Origin of the sequence: Mesorhizobium sp. M0408 (assembly GCF_040321495.1) — a bacterium.
Lineage (GTDB): Bacteria > Pseudomonadota > Alphaproteobacteria > Rhizobiales > Rhizobiaceae > Mesorhizobium.
The window spans coordinates 24391-42433 of the sequence record NZ_JAMYRO010000020.1 but is presented as its reverse complement, the minus strand read 5'-3'; the positions used below and the strand labels follow the sequence as shown (position 1 = coordinate 42433).

Annotated in this window: 14 protein-coding genes and 2 pseudogenes; 9 read left to right on the top strand and 7 right to left on the bottom strand. The window is 58.0% G+C overall.

Annotated elements, in window-relative coordinates; genetic code table 11:
* Nucleotides 1–333 precede the first annotated feature (333 nt).
* Nucleotides 334–1551, top strand: a complete 1218-nt coding sequence (locus NKI67_RS22880) for a tyrosine-type recombinase/integrase (protein WP_352646903.1) — start codon at nucleotides 334–336, stop codon at nucleotides 1549–1551.
* Between the two features lie 612 nt (nucleotides 1552–2163).
* Here the strand turns inward: NKI67_RS22880 and NKI67_RS22875 are convergent.
* The 4 genes from NKI67_RS22875 to NKI67_RS22860 all read right to left on the bottom strand — a co-directional run bounded on the left by NKI67_RS22875 (nucleotide 2164) and on the right by NKI67_RS22860 (nucleotide 7448).
* On the bottom strand, nucleotides 2164–4365 hold the full coding sequence (locus NKI67_RS22875) for a xanthine dehydrogenase family protein molybdopterin-binding subunit (RefSeq protein ID WP_352646900.1): 2202 nt from the start codon (nucleotides 4363–4365) through the stop codon (nucleotides 2164–2166).
* A gap of 3 nt (nucleotides 4366–4368) precedes the next feature.
* Nucleotides 4369–4827: a (2Fe-2S)-binding protein gene (locus tag NKI67_RS22870; RefSeq protein ID WP_352467057.1), complete on the bottom strand. Its 459-nt coding sequence runs from the start codon at nucleotides 4825–4827 to the stop codon at nucleotides 4369–4371.
* Between the two features lie 237 nt (nucleotides 4828–5064).
* Complete coding sequence (locus NKI67_RS22865; RefSeq protein WP_352646898.1) at nucleotides 5065–5430, bottom strand: DUF4917 family protein; 366 nt, start codon at nucleotides 5428–5430, stop codon at nucleotides 5065–5067.
* Nucleotides 5431–6032: 602 nt separating this feature from the next.
* On the bottom strand, nucleotides 6033–7448 hold the full coding sequence (locus NKI67_RS22860) for a mannose-1-phosphate guanylyltransferase/mannose-6-phosphate isomerase (RefSeq protein ID WP_352646896.1): 1416 nt from the start codon (nucleotides 7446–7448) through the stop codon (nucleotides 6033–6035).
* A 136-nt stretch (nucleotides 7449–7584) separates the two neighbouring features.
* On the opposite strand from NKI67_RS22860, the gene NKI67_RS22855 reads away from it, so the two are divergent.
* Nucleotides 7585–7812 carry a hypothetical protein gene (locus NKI67_RS22855; protein WP_352646894.1) on the top strand — a complete coding sequence of 76 codons (228 nt, stop codon included), beginning with the start codon at nucleotides 7585–7587 and terminating at the stop codon, nucleotides 7810–7812.
* A gap of 5 nt (nucleotides 7813–7817) precedes the next feature.
* Here NKI67_RS22855 and NKI67_RS22850 read toward each other — a convergent pair whose 3' ends face one another.
* Together NKI67_RS22850 and NKI67_RS22845 are read right to left on the bottom strand one after the other, a co-directional pair.
* Nucleotides 7818–8807: a nodulation protein NodZ gene (locus NKI67_RS22850; RefSeq protein ID WP_352646892.1), complete on the bottom strand. Its 990-nt coding sequence runs from the start codon at nucleotides 8805–8807 to the stop codon at nucleotides 7818–7820.
* A 394-nt stretch (nucleotides 8808–9201) separates the two neighbouring features.
* Nucleotides 9202–9357, bottom strand: coding sequence for a hypothetical protein (locus tag NKI67_RS22845; protein ID WP_352646890.1), 156 nt, complete (start codon nucleotides 9355–9357; stop codon nucleotides 9202–9204).
* 234 nt (nucleotides 9358–9591) lie between these two features.
* Between NKI67_RS22845 and NKI67_RS22840 the strand changes: the two genes are divergently transcribed.
* The 3 genes and pseudogenes from NKI67_RS22840 (at nucleotide 9592) to gmd (ending at nucleotide 11953) form a co-directional block, all read left to right on the top strand.
* Nucleotides 9592–9789 (top strand): hypothetical protein, encoded by a 198-nt coding sequence (locus NKI67_RS22840; protein ID WP_352646888.1) that lies wholly within the window; start codon nucleotides 9592–9594, stop codon nucleotides 9787–9789.
* A gap of 645 nt (nucleotides 9790–10434) precedes the next feature.
* Nucleotides 10435–10751, top strand: a pseudogene (locus NKI67_RS22835) (nodulation factor ABC transporter ATP-binding protein NodI); the annotation flags it as partial.
* A 131-nt stretch (nucleotides 10752–10882) separates the two neighbouring features.
* On the top strand, nucleotides 10883–11953 hold the full coding sequence (gene gmd, locus NKI67_RS22830) for a GDP-mannose 4,6-dehydratase (RefSeq protein WP_023718702.1): 1071 nt from the start codon (nucleotides 10883–10885) through the stop codon (nucleotides 11951–11953).
* A gap of 122 nt (nucleotides 11954–12075) precedes the next feature.
* Here gmd and NKI67_RS22825 read toward each other — a convergent pair.
* Nucleotides 12076–12354, bottom strand: a pseudogene (locus NKI67_RS22825) (integrase core domain-containing protein); the annotation flags it as partial.
* Between the two features lie 919 nt (nucleotides 12355–13273).
* Between NKI67_RS22825 and NKI67_RS22820 the strand changes: the two are divergent.
* The 4 genes from NKI67_RS22820 (at nucleotide 13274) to NKI67_RS22805 (ending at nucleotide 17395) form a co-directional block, all read left to right on the top strand.
* Entirely contained in the window at nucleotides 13274–13546 is a 273-nt protein-coding gene (locus NKI67_RS22820) for a hypothetical protein (protein WP_023680062.1), read from the top strand.
* 96 nt (nucleotides 13547–13642) lie between these two features.
* On the top strand, nucleotides 13643–14368 hold the full coding sequence (locus tag NKI67_RS22815; RefSeq protein ID WP_352646886.1) for a thermonuclease family protein: 726 nt from the start codon (nucleotides 13643–13645) through the stop codon (nucleotides 14366–14368).
* Nucleotides 14369–14622: 254 nt separating this feature from the next.
* Entirely contained in the window at nucleotides 14623–16209 is a 1587-nt protein-coding gene (locus tag NKI67_RS22810) for a hypothetical protein (protein ID WP_352646884.1), read from the top strand.
* A complete protein-coding gene (locus NKI67_RS22805) occupies nucleotides 16193–17395 on the top strand; it encodes a PAN domain-containing protein (RefSeq protein WP_352646882.1) in 1203 nt (400 codons plus the stop codon). Before NKI67_RS22810 ends, NKI67_RS22805 begins: the two co-directional genes overlap by 17 nt.
* Nucleotides 17396–18043: the final 648 nt, after the last annotated feature.

The following is an 18043-nucleotide window of genomic DNA, read 5'->3' as shown; positions in this document are numbered from 1 at the left end:
GGCGCCAAAGACGCGCTTTCAACGCACTAAACCGATGCTGCGCACCCCGAGCGTCTTGCCGCCCTCGCTCCCGCCGGTAGGAATCAATCGCGAGCAGGCTGCGACGTTCATCGGCGTAAGCTCAACGACCTTTGATGAAATGGTCCAGGACGGCCGGATGCCGCAGCCACGAATGCCGAGCAAGGGGCGCATTGTTTGGGACGTCGAGGAACTTGTATTGGCGTTTCGAAAGCTCCCTCACCGCCAAATCGGAGGAGCACCAAAGCTTGACGAAGATTCGCCGCCACTAGACAATCCTTGGGATCGAAAACCACGAACATGACGGATGAGCCCGTGAAGGTCGATCTTAAGGGCGTAGTGAAGGACACTGATCGCCACGGCAATGATCGGTACTATTTTCGCGCACCGGGTCGGAAGAAGGTCCGGCTCCGTGAACCGACCGGCAGCGACGAGTTCCTCGAGGAACTGCGGTGCGCGCGCGCCGAGGTCACTTATGTTCGGCCCGGCACTCTTCCCGAGATTTGCCGGCGCCTCCCCAAGCCTTCCGAGCCAGCGAAGAAAGGAACGTTGCTGTGGCTTTGCCAGGAGTATTACCGTCGGGGCGGCACGGAAATCACCCAAGACACTATGGCGCGCCGACGAGCAATTCTGGAGCGCGTATGCGAATTACCTCATCCCCTCGAAGGTGACCCGGATCCTCAGTATCCCACCAAGGGATCTCTGCCATTCGCCGGTATGAAACGGTCTCATGTTAAGGAGATCAGGGACACCAGGCTCGACGCCCTTGGCGCGGCAAACAATATCGTAAAAGCCATCAGCGCGATGTTTGAGTGGGCAAAGGACACAGAGATTCCGGGCGTCGACTCCAATCCCGCCCGCGGCATCAGACGGCTAAAGAGCGGCGACGGCTGGCACCCATGGGACGTGTCGGAGATCGTTCAATATGAGAAGCGGCATCCGCTGGGTACCGCAGCCAGACGTGCGCTCTCGATCTTCATGTTTACTGGCCTGCGGTTGTCCGACGTCGCGATCTTCGGTCGACAGCACATCACGCTCGTCTACAACGAGGAGACCGAGCAGTGGGAGAAGTGGATCAGAATTAAGCCTGGGAAGACCAGTCGTAACAAGGATGCGGTGTTGGTGGAGCTCCCGCTTCTGCCCGAACTAGAGGCGGAACTTGAGCACACGCCCTCCGACCAGATGACTTTCCTGGTCAATGAGTATGGTCGCCCGTTCTCGGAGAACGGTCTGGGCAACAAGATGCGCCAGTGGTGTGATCAAGCTGAGCTGCCGCACTGCAGTGCTCATGGAATTCGCAAGGCCGGCGCGACGATCGCCGCTGAGAACGGCGCGACGCACGAGCAGCTGAAGGCGATATATGGGTGGACTACGTACCAGCAGCCCGACCACTACATTAAGAAAGCGCGTCGCCGGAAGGTAGCGAGAGCGGCGAAATACCTGCTGGTTATCGATCGAAAAGAGAACAAAATTGTCCCACTTTCTGAGAGGGTTGAAAGAGGTGGGACAAAAATGGCCAAAAAATCCAATTAAATCAACGGCCACAAAAGCCAATGGTGGGCCCGGAGGGTATTCAGAAAGCCATAAAAATCAATTGGTAAGAGATCAGTGGGACTTCAGAGCATTCAAATCTTTTCCAATGTTTTCAATGTTGTTGTCCCACTCAGAAGTGCCTCAGTCCACCAAGCCGACGCACTGAACGCCGCACTCGGAAGAGAGGTTTGCGCAAGGCGAAAGGAAGATCGCGTCGGTGTGCAGCCTTCCTGAGAAGGTCGCGGTAGCGCCAACTGCTGACGCTCAGCGCGAAGACATCAATGTCCTGTTATGGGGCCGTCAGAGGACCGGCCGCTTCTCGCGCCCAGAAAGCGATAGCAGACATGCAACTAGGTGGTACAAAGTTTCTAGCGTGACCCTTTCGAGACATTTGCGTGCGGAATTTGCGTCTCGAAAGCGGTTCTTTAGTGCTACCAGCACCAACGACCGTCTGCGGTCGTTCAGAACACGGGTTACCGTCTTTAAACCGGATATTGGACCGGGCAGCCGCCGGAAATTGATCGAATGGAAGTGATCGCCTGTCAGGAGGCGTTCAAAAACGACCTACGACCGCGATCTTCATCGCGGCCGTTTTCATGGTGTCATTCCCGGCTATGCTGACAAGTTCTTTATGATCGGCAGCTTGCGGATCGTCTTGCCCGTCGCCGCCCGTAGCGCGTTGGCGACGGCCGGGCCGATCGGCGGCACACCCGGCTCGCCAACGCCCGTGGGCGGCTCGTCGGAGGGCACAATGTGCACCTCGACGCGCGGCATCTGCTCGATCCTGAGCGGCATATAGGTGTCGTAGTTCTCTTGGTCTACGACACCGCCCGTCAGGGTCAGCTCCTCCTGGAGGATCGCGCCTAGCCCGAAGCCGATACCGCCCTCCATCTGAGCGCGGATCTGGTCAGGATTTATCGCGGTGCCGCAATCTACCGCGCAGACGACGCGGTCGACTTTGAAATCATTTCCATCGTTGAAGGTGATCTCCACCACCTCGGCGACATAGGTCGAGAGGCTTTCATGCAGGGCCGCACCGCGGAAACGGCCTTCCGGCAGAGGCTTGTCCCAGCCTGCCTTCTCAGCAGCCAATTTCAGCACGCCGGCATGCCGTAGATGGTGACCGAGCATCGACAAGCGGAAGTCGACCGGATCACGGTTCGCAGCGGCGGCGAGCTCATCGATCAGGGTTTCCATTGCGTAAGCGGTGTGGGTGGAGCCTACCGAACGCCACCACAGCACTGGGATGTTCACGTCCGTGGTGGTCAGCTCGACCTTCAGGTTCGGGATCGCATAGGGCAGGTTGGTGGCGCCCTCCACGGAGGTCGGATCGATGCCGTTCTCGATCATCGCCGCAAAGGGCGAACCGCCCGCGATCGATTGGCCCACGATGTGGTCATGGAGAGCGACGACATTGCCTTCCTTGTCGAGCCCCGCCTTGACTGCGTGCACATAGGCCGGCCGGTACCGCCCACCCCGCATGTCGTTCTCGCGGGTCCACTGCACCTTCACTGGCTTGCCGGGTCCCAGTGCACGCGCTGTGGAAACAGCTTCGATAATGAGATCTGCGTCCGAGACCGCTCGGCGGCCGAAGCTGCCGCCGGTCTTCATCACGTGCAGCCTCACCTTGTCCGGCGTGGTGCCGCCTACTTGAGCGGCAGCCGCCTGATAAAGGTCGGGCATCTGGTGTCCGCCCCAGACGTCGATGGTGCCGTCTTCGTTGATTCGGGCGGCCGCGTTGAGTGGCTCGATCGAAGCATGGACAAGATAGGGGAATTCGTAGTGCCCTTGGATGACTTTCTCAGCACTGGCCAACGCTGCGGGAGTGTTACCGTCGTCGCGCGCGGTGGCCGCGCCCGGATCGTCTGCTGTCTTAGTGTATTCGGCCATGATCTCGGCCGTGCCGCGCCTTTCGGCCTTCTCTTCGTTCCAGGTCACCTCCACGAGATCGCGGCCCTTGAGCGCCGTCCACATGTCCCTGCCGACCACGGCAATGCCGCGCGGCGTCTGGACGACATCGACAATGCCGTCGAGTGCCTTGGCCTTGGAGGCGTCGAAGCTCTCGATCTCAGCGCCGAACTTCGGCGGATGGATCATAACGGCCGTATTGAGTCCATCCATCTTGAGGTCGATCGTGTAGGTCTGCGCGCCATTGGTCTTGCCGGCGGAATCGTAGCGCTTGAGGCTGTCCGATCCGATCTGGGCCCACTTGTCGCGCGGCTTTAGCGGCACGTCGTCGGGAACCGGTATTCCCGCTGCGGCTTCAGCCAGGTCACCGAAGCGCGCCTGCATCCCTGAGGCGTGCGACACGACCCCGGAAGCGACTGTGATCTCGCCGGCTGGCACGTCCCACCGCTGCGCCGCGGCCGCCACCAGCATGGCCCGTGCGGCAGCACCCGCCTTGCGGTAGCGCTCCCACGACGAGCTCATCGACGTGGAGCCACCGGTTCCCTGCGCGGCCCCGCCCCAGGCGAGATTGCCGTAGAGCGCGGTATTGCCATATCCGCCGACCACGTGGACCTGCGCCCAGGCGCCGTCGAGCTCTTCCATAACCAGGGTGGCGATGCCGAAATAGGAGCCTTGTCCCATCTCGAACTGCGACGAGTGGATGACGATTCGGTTCTCCGGTGTGATCTCGACATAGGTCTGGAAGGGGTTCGCCTGGACCGCTGCAGGCGTCGTTTGTGCGTTGGCGGGCGCGGCCATCATTAGCCGGTAGCCCACGGCGAGGCCCGCGGTGGTGACGGCCGTGCCGAGGAGGAACTGGCGGCGCGTGGGCCCCACGGCATTATGCTTCGGGAGAAACTGCAACATGCCTCAAGTCTCCAGCCGGTTGGCGGTCTCGTGGATGGCCGCGCGGATGCGATGATACGTGGCGCAGCGGCAGAGATTGCCGCTCATCGCCGAATCAATATCATCGTCCGTCGGCTTCGGCGTCTCTGTCAGGAGGGCCACGGCCGACATGATCTGGCCAGACTGGCAATAGCCGCATTGAGGTACGTCGAACTCGGCCCACACGGCCTGGACCGTTTCGCCGATCTTGCCCGACACGCCCTCAATGGTGGTGATCGAGGCCCCTTCGATGTCGCCGACTGCGGTCTGGCACGAGCGCGTCGGCATGCCGTTAACGTGAACCGTGCAAGCGCCGCACTGGGCAAGGCCGCAACCGAATTTCGTTCCTGTGAGTCCGATGCCGTCACGGATCGCCCAGAGCAGCGGCATCTCTGGATCGACGTCGAGTGTTCGCGCCTCGCCATTGAGGGTAAAAGCGACCATGGCTTGCTCTCCTTGTCCTGAGCTGGCTATCTCGTTGCGCCTCCGCCCGGCTAGGAACCGGACTCTTCTTGCTGAGGCATAGCGACCACAGACTAGGATCGCGCAGCTCGAGCAACAAGCCGCTAGCTGGCAATCGCGAGATCGTGAAGTGGCTCGTGTCGAAAGGCTGGAGGCAACTGAATGTCATTTTTGGGCCGACCGGCCGGTCAGTTTCCGGCTCGATGACCTGGTTGGCAGTCATTCCGCTTCTAAGCCTAAACCCCAGACATGAACTGTAGCAGCATCATAAAAGACGACATCAAGCGGCAATTTTTTGTTGCGCTGCACCGCTAGCTCGTTCGCGTGGTTCATGATCCGCTGGTTATCCGTGGATGCTGGTTCACCATAGATGCCAACACAGAGCTTGCGAAACTTGCCACGCGCTATGCGGTTAAGGATGTGGTCGTCATTCGTAGCGAGCGAATGGCCGAAAATGAAGAAGCAATGGCTGGCGGTCTTCACATTCGCGGTGAACTGCTTGAAGCCTTGTACAGGTAGGCATTGTGACGGATCTTCGCCTTCTTCTGGGCGCTGGTGGGCTGATGAAGGGCGGCTTAGGGTCATGATTTCCGGTTCATCGCGCTGCAATGACCGATGAGTCACAGACGCTGCATTTCGCGCTAGACCGCAGCTGCGGTATTCTCGATCATACGCTCAGCCCTCCTATTCGCAACTCGTTGCCGCCGTTCGCCGCACCTATCGATCGGAGGCCTTCCAGCCTCGCGATAGCCGCGCTATGTGGCTGCACACAACCTGACGAGGAACAGGAGCAAGATTGGACATAGAAGCCAGCACAAGATCGCCCTCCCCCTGTCCTTGCTCGTTTTCATGCGAAAACAGTCAAACTAAGTGCTGCGGGGATAGCGAGGTCGATTTGGCCCACTTCAGAGCGAAGCCGGCCATAAGCCGATATAATTTTGGTGGGCCCTGAGGGTGCTTGGAAAGTCAGAAATATCAAAGGCTATTCGACAGTGGGACTGTGTTGCGTTACTATGCTCTCCGGTCCTTTCCGGCTGATTTGTCCCACCCTGATGCCGATTGCGGTCATTCGCCGCTGCCGTGGTCTATTCCCGATTCCACAAGCATCCGGTCCTGAGTGGGCAGACGGCCTTCCTACTGGTAATTAGTCAGCGACACGTTGACCGTTCTCGTCATGCGGGTGAAATCTACGTTCGACCATATACGTCGTTGAAGCGAACGATATCATCCTCGCCGAGATAATCGCCGCTCTGCACTTCAATGATCACCAGGTCAATTCTGCCTGGGTTCTCCAGCCGATGCTTATGGCCGCAGGGGATGTAGGCTGATTCGTTTGTCGCCAGGAACAACTCCTGCTCGCCATTGACGATTTTCGCGGAGCCGCTGACCACGACCCAGTGCTCCGAACGATGATAGTGCATCTGCAGGCTCAGCCGCCGACCGGGCTTCACCTCGATGCGTTTGATCTTGAAGCGCTCGCCTTCCTCAAGAACCGTGTAGGTACCCCACGGCCGGTGTACCGTGCTATGGACCAGGTGAGCTTCATGTCCTGAAGCCTTGAGGCCCTCGAACAGCTTCTTGACGTCCTGAACGCGGTCGCGGGATGCGACAAGCAAAGCGTCCGGGGAATCGACGATCACCAGATCGCTGACACCGACCGTGCCGATGACGCGCTTGTCGGAGCTCACATAGCTGCCGGTCGTGTCGACCATATGCACATCGCCGCGTATCCTGTTCCCGCTTTCGTCGGGGGCGATCAAATCGGCCATTGCGTTCCAGGATCCGATGTCGTTCCAATCCATGTCGCAGGCAACCACGGCAAGTTTGTTCGTCTTCTCCATGACAGCGTGGTCGAGCGAGATTCGCGGGGCGGAGCCGAAATGCTCAGGCGCGAGTTCGATTTTGGCAAAGCCTTCGCCTTGACTGAAGCGGCCGTTCTGGTAGCTGTCGGAGACGGCCTGGATCACCGCGGGGCAATGCGATGCCATCTCGTCGAGCATGGTTTGTGCGCTAAAGCAGAAAATGCCGGCGTTCCAGAAGAAGCGCTTGGACGCGACATAGGCTTTGGCTGTGTCCAGATCCGGTTTTTCAACGAAACGGACGACTTTCTCACCATCCGCTTCGATATAGCCGAATGCCGTGTCCGGTCTGGTTGGGGTGATGCCCAATGTGGCGATCCGCCCGAGCTTCGCATGTTCGATGGCCCGGCACATGACGTCTAAAAATGCAGGCAGGTTGCCAACCATGTGATCGGCTGGGAAGACGCATAGAATCGCGTCAGGGCCTTGCGTTGCCTTGGCATGGATGGCGGCTGCCGCAACGGCTGCGGCCGTATCCCGGCCTTCAGGCTCGAGCAGAAAGGTGCGTGGCAGGACCACGGAATCTAGTTCGTCGAACTCGTCCTTGGTAAGGAAGAGGTGTTCCCCAGATGTCACGGCGACGAGTTCCACTACGCCCTTTATCGAACCGACGCGCAGCACAGTGTGCTGAATGAGAGAATGTCCATCTGCTACTTTAAGGAAAGGTTTGGGGTGCGATTGCCTCGAAGCGGGCCATAGCCGCGATCCGGCTCCACCGCTGATGATGACGGGAACCACTTTCATTAAACAACCTCGATTTCGTCTCTGGACGTCATTGCCCGCGCCCTTAGCGTCAGCGTCACGACCGCCGTCGCTCTAGGATGGTCTTGCGGCGCTCCGAGTAACAGCGAAGTTCTGGCGCGTTGCCGGACGGCCGCAGATGAATGATCTCGTCATTCTGTATTCGTGCCCTAAGGCCGTTGGTTTCATCGACGTCGGCAACAGTCCCGAATGGAGCCAAGAACTGCTGCAGTGTGTCCGGATCCTCAAGCGTGCGGATCAAGCTGAGCAGCTGCGGGACATTGAACGTATGCCATGGCCCGCCTCTCGTGGATTGCGGTCGATGTCTCTATGCCTGTTCGTTCCATTTGCCGAATTGCCCAGGTAGCGGTCTTAATCAAGATGAGAGATTCTTTGGCTGCCTTCTATCAAAATCAAACGACTTGGGTCCTTCAGATCGAACTCAATTACCCGCGGTACGAAAAGGCGTGCATATCGTGTAAAGGCGCTCGTCGGAGGAAACCGAATTACAGTATCGCAGCGCCCGAGAAGATACATCTCAACGAGGGCGGAAATTGCGCCGTCCATCCCAAGTGCTGCAGTGTGTAAGGGGCCGTCTTGATCGGATCGGAAATGCTTGGGGACGGTGAGAAGATCGGGAAACCTGGCCGACAGATGCTCCAGGATTTGCGCGCTGTCCGTGCACAAGAACAGCCGCACAGGCTTGGGGTGCGGTAACGCTTTAGCCTTATCAACCGCAGTGCACACTTGTCGAACGGCGAACTCCGGATCGGCCCAGTAGGGCGCATGGTCCATGATGTCTTCACCGTTACCATGTCGAACATGAACCCCGATGATGCTGTGCCCCTCAAAACATTCTTGGTAAATGGCATCTATGCGTGTTTGAATTTCAGACCGAGGCTTGACACTCTGGAAGACCTGCCGCTCGGCATCCTCATCGCAGCGCCACATCAAGCAAGCGTCACACACTACTGTGTTCGCTTCGACATCGTGTTCGGCCTGAAAGAGCTCGCCCAACTCGTCGCGCTCTTGGAAAATCTGCTCATCTGGGCGGTAAAGGCAGTCGATCGCTGGCCTATTCCACCACTCCGGGAAGAATGGACCCGGGAAGGAAAAGTCGTTGATCCGGTCGTCGCAAATAGCCGGTACGCCAGCGATGTCATTGATCGGTTGGAAGAACACCGGAAAGGCATTTGTGAAGGGTTGGTCGAGATAGCAGGACCCGCGCCAGTCGACGGCTAGCGTTCGTCCCGACCGCTGAGCGTAGCGCCAAGCGGCCGCCAGCGACCACAGACAATCACCGAACCCCGTACGCCTCTGAGAGACGACGAACCTGCGCTTTACCAATCCACTGACCTGCATTTTCGGAAATCTCGTTTCAGAGACGAGGTTGCATCTGGCTTGGGATCTCTTAATCGATACTAGTCGACCGTTACGCCGGGCGATTTGGTAGAGGCTGCGCGTGGGGCAGAAGAGCTCCCTCAGCACTGCCTATCCTTATCTCTGTGACGCTCGCAAATCTTGACGCCGGGTACACTCGCTTCCGGTTTAAATTCAGCGTTCTCTAATGCGCCAGGCGACATGTGTAAAATTGATTGCGTGAATGTGGCCCATCCATGTGATGGATACTAAGCCGTTCCTTGACCATGAGCCTCTGCTGACGTGGGGCCGCGCTTTGCTAAGCGAAACAGCCGGTCGAGGCAGTCCACAAAGTCCCTTTTTCAAGTCCAATTCTTAACTGCCTCAACGTAACATGTCATTTGCGGGCGTTTCCTGAAGGACCGATGTGCAGGACCCGCCAGCCGTCGAATGTCAGGCGCAGGCCATCCACGTCATTTATGGCCATCATGGCGTCCGGTCCCATCGAAAGATGCGACACGGCGCTCTCTGACGCTTTCAAGTGCGCCAACATGGCGCAACTCCTGCCGGATAGCTTTCGAGCCGGCTGGACTGAGCGACTGGCACGCGATGGCCGGGAGAGGAATTTTGGCGTCTGCAGCCATGTGGAGGATCGTTCCGACGGTTCTGCGGGTTCTCGGTGTCAGAGCCGACACCTGTGCGAACCCGCTCTCGTCCGTTTTCGACAGGCCCTTGAGGTTCATGACCCTGTTGTTCGCCGAGATCACCCGCCAGTTCAGCGATCCAGGTGAAGATCGGCACGCCTGTCGATGCGGCGATCATCGCCTCGGCCAGCGAAGATGATGAAGAGGGCCATTGGGTCAAGTACAAGCGCCGACCAGCGTTTCATTGCTTCAAAGCCCATTTCGGTGCCTACGCCGATACGGCCCTTGTCGAGGAGATCGCCGTCACGGCGCCCACACCGAGGACGGCACGCCGTTCCTGATGCTCTGCCCGACAATCCCGGCGAAGTGTTTGCCGACAGCGCCTACCGAGGCAATCATCTCGGCGACGCGGTGCGCGCCAAGGGTGGAAGGCCGCGCATCGTCGCAACCGCTATGTGGGGGCGCGACGAGGCCGAAAGCTCGACGCCTGGAACCAACCGATCCACAGAATTTGTACTCGGATCGAGAAGATCTTCGGCACCTGTAGCCGGATGCGATGGCGAGGGCTGGCAAAGGCGGCCGTTCAAATTCGCCGCACTGCGATCGCCTACAATATGAAACACAGTTTGATGGTCGCCTCGTCCCGCCCATCGTTGAAGCCCAGCCACCGTTTTCGAGCTAGCGCGCCCGAAATTCCTTGGAGGTCAATACGTAATGCCCTACCCGGCTTTTCGCCGCCGTCTCAGATGTGCGGTTCGCCCAAAGCCCCGACTGCCACGAACTTTGTCTTCGCGCGGAGCGAAACCTCGCGCCCACGACTTTGTGCCGCCGATGTGCCGCGCTGCCCTGTCAAACAATCCATTTTATGGATGCACCTCATCCAAACAATCGATTTCACTGATCAAAACAATTTCCATTAGAAGACGCTGAAGCAGGCAAAGATTACTTGGTCAGCGCAAAAGAGGGATGGTGGAGAGTTCTAGTGTGGCTTGGACCCACATGCTCGCCATTTTATCTGGGAACGGCTACGTGCCCTGCTGGCGCAGGGCAATACGATTCTACTGGCCACCAACTTCGTGGAAGAAGCGGAGCGGCTATGCAACCGACTGTGCGTGCTTGAGAACGGATATAGAATCCCAGAAGGGCGTCCTAACTCGCTGATTGATGAGCAAATCGGGTGCGACGTGATTGAAATCTATGTCGCTCACCCCGTGAGCTGAGTTCGGCACTCAGGCCGCATGTGCGACTTAGGCAGGTTAGCGGCGAGACTCTGTTTTGCTATGCCTCCAAGCAGGAGCAGGTGTGCTCGCTGGCTGACACTGTCAATGACGAGCTCCGCGCCGCATCTGTCGAAATCCTACCATAGGGTATGAGGCCTGCCGCCGGTGTGGCGAGCCAGATTCGAAACTTCAACTACCATAGAGCAGGAAGAAAATGGGCGAGAACAGGAAAGTTGCTCTGGTTACGGGCATAACGGGACAGGATGGTGCCTATCTCACGCGTCTTCTGCTGGAAAAAGGCTACGTCGTTCATGGGATTAAGCGACGTTCCTCTTCCTTCAACACGGGTCGCATCGAAGACATCTACCAAGACCCGCACGATCCCGATCCGCGCCTAATTTTGCATTACGGTGACCTCACTGATGCGACTAATCTCATCCGAGTAGTTCAGGAATCCCAGCCAGACGAGATTTACAACTTGGCCGCTCAGAGCCATGTCCAGGTGTCGTTCGAAACGCCGGAATACACAGCAAACGCCGACGGTATCGGAACATTGCGACTTCTTGAGGCGATCCGCCTCCTCGGTCTGAAGGACAAGACCCGCTTCTATCAGGCCTCGACTTCAGAGCTCTACGGCCTCGTGCAATCCGTACCGCAGAACGAAACAACGCCCTTTTATCCGCGCAGCCCTTACGCCGCCGCCAAGCTCTACGCCTACTGGATCGTGGTCAACTATCGCGAGGCCTATGGTATCCATGCTTCCAACGGCATTCTCTTCAATCATGAAAGCCCACTGCGCGGCGAAACTTTTGTGACGCGCAAGATCACCCGCGCCGCCGCTGCTATCTACCTCGGCAAGCAGGACAAGCTTTATCTCGGCAATCTCGATGCTCAACGCGATTGGGGCCATGCGCGTGAGTACGTGCGTGGTATGTGGATGATGATGCAGCAGGATCAACCGGATGATTACGTGCTGGCGACGGGCAAGACGACCCCTGTCCGCCAATTCGTCGAATGGGTTTTCGAAGATGTCGGCGTTGAGCTCGAATGGCGTGGTGAGGGAGTCGACGAAAAGGGCTATGATGTCGAGACCGGCAGATGCCTAGTCCAGGTAGACCCACGCTACTTCCGCCCCACGGAAGTCGATCTTCTCCTGGGCGATGCCACCAAGGCGAAGGAGAAGCTCGGCTGGGTGCATGAGACATCCGTGCGCGAGCTCGCCGCGGAAATGGTGCGGGAAGACCTCAAGGTCATGCAGACATCGGTAATCATGAAGGAAGCATAATGTACTCTGAAGGGAAAAGCCGTGTGGGTCGCGGGCCACAAGCATGGTGGGCAGCGCTGTTGTAGGCCGCCTCGCGTCTGAAGACTGCAAAGTTATGGCCGCCCTGACGTTTCCCCCAAATTTTATCCAGTCGTGAGTTCGTTTCCGGGGGTGGATTTGCCCTGATGGCCGGTGGACGCGACGGGTGCTGGCGCGGAGCGTTTCACGTTGCGCAGCGCGAGCGACCGTCGCGGGTTGAAGGTCGATGCACATTCGTTGGGTGTCTGCCATCCGCTGTGCGAGTGCGGACGCGCGCCGTTGTAATCGGCGCGCCATACATTGAGCCTCGCGCGGGCCTGGGCCAGGGACGTGAACCGCGTCTCGTTGAGGAGTTCATCGCGAAGGGGGCCGTTGAAGCTATCGCGTTAGGGTCCTAGCCAACCTCCGACTGTGAACTCGCGGAAGCGATTTACGGCAAGCGCACACAGCAGCTCGTCCACGGCGTTCGTACATGAAGTTTGAAACTTATAATACTGGTACACACCTCCATGGGGAACATTATCTCCAATATCTCAGCGATTACCGGATAGCTATCTGCCTTCACCTACCTCGGCCTAGTGCAGAATCTTGGCCGAAGAACTCGGCGCTCTTGCTGCACACCAATGGTCCGTCCCGCGCGAAGTGCGATCATACCGCGGCAGCTTACCTTCAAATCCGGCACTGGCGAGGATCTAGATCCAAGCCGACGGCGCCGGGCATCAAATAAAAAGCCGCCGACCGAAGCCAGCGGGCTTGATTGGGATGGCCCGCGCGGACGGTCAAGGCTGCGCCGGCCGACCATGGCGGAGGGATCACCTTGGTCAACGGCACGGCCCGATGACGGCGTGCCGATGTACCACAACATGCGGCGAGATAGAGCCTTCCGGCGTCGCGGAAAAAAAGCCCGCCGGTTTTGAGCCAGCGGGCAAGTTCTGGAGTGGCTGAGATCAACCCAGCATCAGTCAACGACCGGCGGAAGGGTTGGTTGCAGTGGATGCCAGCTAGCCGCAGCATGCTGTGAATCGTAGCAAAGTGAAAAACAAAACTCTGGACTTCTAGGTCGGACTCGCCCCAATATTTGTTTGGGGGATTCACATGAAAATTGGAGCACTCATCGCAAGTGCAGCCCTGTGCGTCAGCGGCTGCTCTACGAGCGCTGTCGTGTCGGACAGCGATCTCACGGCAATGAATACCGTTGCGCTATGTCACGTTCTCGCCAGCAGCACGGACGAACAGTATCGTAGCAGGGTAGCGGCCCTTCTAGTGCGCAGGGGCGCAACAGCAGAGAAGTGCACCCGGCTTGTGCAAACCGACAATGCTGTCGCGACAGGCATAGCGATCGCGGCTGTCGGCGGCGCAGCTGTGGGTGTCGCTGCCAACAACGGCTATGGAGGCGGAACATATTACCGGCCACCGCCACCACAAACCTATGGCGTCGCGTGGGACCAATTCTATGGCCAGAACTACAGCGTTATCTGGCGCTGCCGCGACCGGTCCACCGGGCGGTTCCTTGACGATTACTATTGCGCCGGCCTGCCCATGGTCGACAGCGCATGGCCGGGCTGGTCGGCGTAGCGGATGAGTAGGCCATACCGCAAATATCGATCCAATCGGTGGCAGAAACCCACCGGTGCCAAGCTGTGGCGGCGCCAACTTGCGAGCGTGCCGGCAATGCTCGGTCTTACGGCAGCGGCGGCGGTGGCCGCCTTCCTGGCGCCGTCGGGCGCGCAACGTAGCGACGATGCATCAAAGGCCAGCCCACGAAGGGCGGCGCCCGCCTCGCTTACCGGTGTCGCTTCCGTCATTGACGGCGATACGATCGAAATCCACGGCCAGCGCGTCCGCTTCAACGGCATCGACGCGCCAGAGAGCCGGCAGCTGTGCCGCGATGCGAATGGCGCCGAGTATCCTTGCGGCCGGCGATCGGCCGAAGCGCTGGACACTTTCCTGGCCGCGTCGAGGCCGCTCGAATGCACATTCGTGACGTGGGACCGCTACCACCGCTTTGTCGGCGATTGTAGGCGCGCCGACGGCGCGGGCGTGGCCGCCTGGATGGTCAAGCACGGCCAGGCGCTGGATTGGCCTCACTACAGCCAGGGCGCTTATGCGGGGCAGCAGGCGCAAGCCCAAGCCTCAAAGATCGGCCTGTGGGCCGGGACGTTTCAGGCACCCTGGGAATGGCGCGCTGCGCACGCCGACGGCGCGGCGCCGTCGAGTCGCCCGCTGGGCATCATCAGCCGTAAGCTGGTCGCGCAGAGCGGCTATTCTTGCGAGCCGCGGAGAACGTGCAAGCAGATCGGTTCCTGCGACGAAGCCAACTGGTACCTGCAAAACTGCTCATGGGGCGGAAAACTCGATCGCGACAAGGATGGGATCCCATGCGAAACACTCTGCTAGCTGAAATGTAACGGAGTAAGCGCGCTACTGCCTGTTCGGCTTTCCGCTTACACCGATCCAACGAAGACCATGCATGGGCGACGCGGTCTGCTAACCCCATTTTTTGACGAGGTATTCTATATCTGAAGGGCAGAAAAAGTTATTGTGACAATGACAATAGAGAGAAGACGCCTTAACTAAGACTTTCAAAACCGTTAAGTGTATGCTGGCAGGCGATCAAGGCGTGATGTTGCCCTGTCGGGGGGGCGAGTAAAATGCAGACTGTGATGAGTCAAAAGCTGGCAAGCTATGGCCAGTGGACCTACCGTGGTGCCTGGGCCCTAGAGATTGCGGCCGCAGCGATTGGTCTTACGACAGGTGTAGCATTAGGCGTACAAGCGTTTTCTGCAAGCGAGTCTGTCACTGCAATGGATTTGACGCTCGCCAGTGCACCCTTTCTCATGGTGGCAATCGCGGAGCTCACCAAGATACCGATAGCTACACTGCTTTTCAGCGCGTCTTGGCTCTGGAAGCCCATAATCTTGGTCTTCCTCCTGGTTCTTGCAGGCATCACTTTCGAAACTGTCTTTATGGGGATGGAGAGGGCAGGCGCATTGCGTCAGCTGCGTTATGAGGAGCTCGTAAACAAGATTGATGCCCTTGAGCAGGAAGCGACAAAGCTCGCCTCTGCTGACGAACTTGGTCGAAGAGCCGATCAGGTCGATCAAGCCCGTTCCGAAATTGAGCAGCTGACCTCTCTTGCAGAAAAATCGCGTGCGACCTCTCAGTCGCAAATTGCCGAGGCCAATGCGGAATTGGAGGGAACGACAGCCCTTACTCCAGAGGCCTCGGGTGTTCGCGATCAAGTGGATGAGATAAATGCCGTTCGATCGGCGCTGATTCAACAGCGTGATCGCGAAGTTAAAGACGCTGTCGATCAGTTTGAGCGCCAACGCGACAGCTTTGTTGAACGTATCAAGATGGCGCGCGATTCAGGCGACAGCGACTCGGCATGCAGGCTAGAATCGGAAGTGGCTAAACTTGCCAACCCCCGCACGAAAATTATCACCAAGTTCGACACTCGGATTGAGCCGCTCGATCAAGAGATTGCTGCGCTGCGCGAAAATTTCGATCGTTTGCGGGCAAATAGCCCTCCTATGACTACTGACCAGAGGCAGAAGCTTGTCGATAGGCGTTCGTCTCTGGAGCAAACGCGCGATAGTGATGCCGCGGCTTGGCAGCGTCGATTGGATGAAGCGGGCAAACGGCTCGCAGATGCCCAGACGGCAGAAGCCAACAAGGCAAACACCTCGGCGCAAAACCAGGTCAGACAGGACCAGATTGCCAAAGCCCTCAGCGCCTTTGCCAAGGAGCGGATCCCAATGGCGCGGACAGATCAGGTCCGCCGTATTGCCTCACGGTGGTACGGCAGCAAACCTGAACTGGTGACTGAGGCACAGGCCGGAATAATCTCTGTGATTTGGTTCGGCTCGCTCGCGCTCATCGCCGCGCTCGCGGGACCAATTACGGCAATGGTCGCTCTAGCGCTCCAGCGCATTGCCGCCCGAGAAGAGGACAATTCAGAGAGCAAGACTTCCAGGCTGCTCCGCAGAATGCTTTTGAGTTGGCGCTGGCGGCGGGTTCGAACGGTCGAGGTACCGGTCGAAGTTACGGTAGAGAAAGAGATTGAGAAGCGGGTAGAGGTGCCTGTCGAAAAAATCGTCAAAGAGATCCTCTACGTTCCGCTCTTCACCGACGACCCCGAAGTTCTTCGCAAGGCCCTCGACCAGGATTTGCCGCCTGAGGTCTCAGACCTCGTGACGGTATCAATGAAGGATCGCAAAAGTGCTCGTCCGGCATAACACCACCCTGCTTGAGCAAGCCGTCGATCTCGCCGTCAAAAGGTCAGCGATTCCAACCTTGCAGGCTCAAGCCGCGGCCCAAGAGAAGACAGCCCGAGCGACCGCCTTTCGCCGAATGGCGACTGGCGGAGCCATTGCAGTGGCGGCGGTCGGGATTGGGCTAGGCATCAATCTTGGTCTAGGGGACAAAACCTTGCCGGAGCCGGCAGCTTTGCCGACCATAGAGCAGCCAAGCGATCTCACCTCCCCAAAAGATGAGCCGCCTATTCCTGTTCCAACTCCAAAGCCAATTCAGGAGCAGGCGCCCCAGGCTGACGTCCCTACCAGGCCTGACGTGGTGACCGTCGACTTCAACAAGTTCGCCACCAAGAACGTCGAGTTCCAAGGCACCACTTGGGAGTTAATCACAGGTCACCACTTCAAGGATGAGAACGACGAAACCTGGGACCGAGCGTGGTGTTACTCTCGGCGGAGTGTGAACGGCGTAGACGTAAATGTATCATTGGCAGCTCGTTCTGCCCCGACAGCGCCACCAGCCGGGCCTGGCGCTGCTGCTCAGACGCTTCAGTTGGTCGGCCTTAATGATTCATCCGCCGTCGATCTCGCAACAAGATGCGCGTGGCTGGATGGTCGCACATTTGCGTCTTCAGACATCATTCCTGACCAGTCACGAGAGCAGGCCGCAACTGTCCGCGTAGAAACTCCTGCGACAGAGGTCGATGCAGATAGTGGATTTGTTGTCGTGTCAGGGTGGGACGCGATCGGAAACGACCTGCCGGATATGCCAACTAGGAACGTGAGTTCTGAGCAGTGTCAAACCGCCTGCGATACCGACTTCAGGTGTCTAGCGGTTACTTATAACACAAAATTTCGAGCTTGTTTCATGAAAGGGGACGCATCGCTACTGGTCAAAAGCGAAGAGTCGATCATGGCCGCAAAAAAAGTGGTCGAGAGCAATTTGCGCTACTCGAATTTGGTGTTCGCCACAAAAACGGAAATTTCTGGCAATGCCTATTGGACCTCTCCGCTCCGATATCCCGACTGCATACTGCAATGTGCAAACGACAAATCCTGCTTAGGGTTTAATTTCCGCAAAAAAGAAAGTGCGTGTGTCCTTTTCAACAGCATCACCCAATCCGCTGATAACGCAGCGGTCGCATCTGGCATCAAGAGCGTCGCCAACTAAAGTTGAAGCAAAGCACCTATCCTCACGGAGCGATTGAAGCCAAGCCACTTGCCAAAGAAAGTGGCTAGCAAAATTCCACGATCATCTTTGGGTTAGCGGTAGGAATGTTCTTCGACGAAGCTCTAACAGAATGCAAAGTGGAGCCAACTGAGGCATGTCAGAGAAAGAATTGTCGTCGGCGCATTGCGGGACCGTCTGACTGAATGTCAAAAATTGGGCCGAGTCCCGACGGTCCGGTTCTGGGGAGCGCTCGGCGGTAAGCTGCCATTCTGGTCCCCCTCTAAGGGCAAAATTTGCCTTGTCAGCTTTTTCGACCCCCGTCTCGGGCGCCGCTAGCCTGTTTGTGGTTTTGCGAAAGCAGACGCAAAAGTCAAGGTTTCGGCAACAGAAGTCCACGGCAATTTGGTCGCTAGGCAGACATTGCCTTTGCCCAAGAAGCTGACGCTGAGATGAGCCACACTTGCTATCGGCTTACCGCCGCATTCCGACTGTTCTCCGAGCTACTAAGAAATAGCGCTTTCGATGCTTTAGCCGTGCCTCACAGTCGCGTTCTCGCCGGAGATTCTTAACTACTTGTGGACTGGGGTCGCACCCCCTTGCGTCACCATTTCCGATCTGATCTTTGAACGACGGCTTGCGGATAGATTT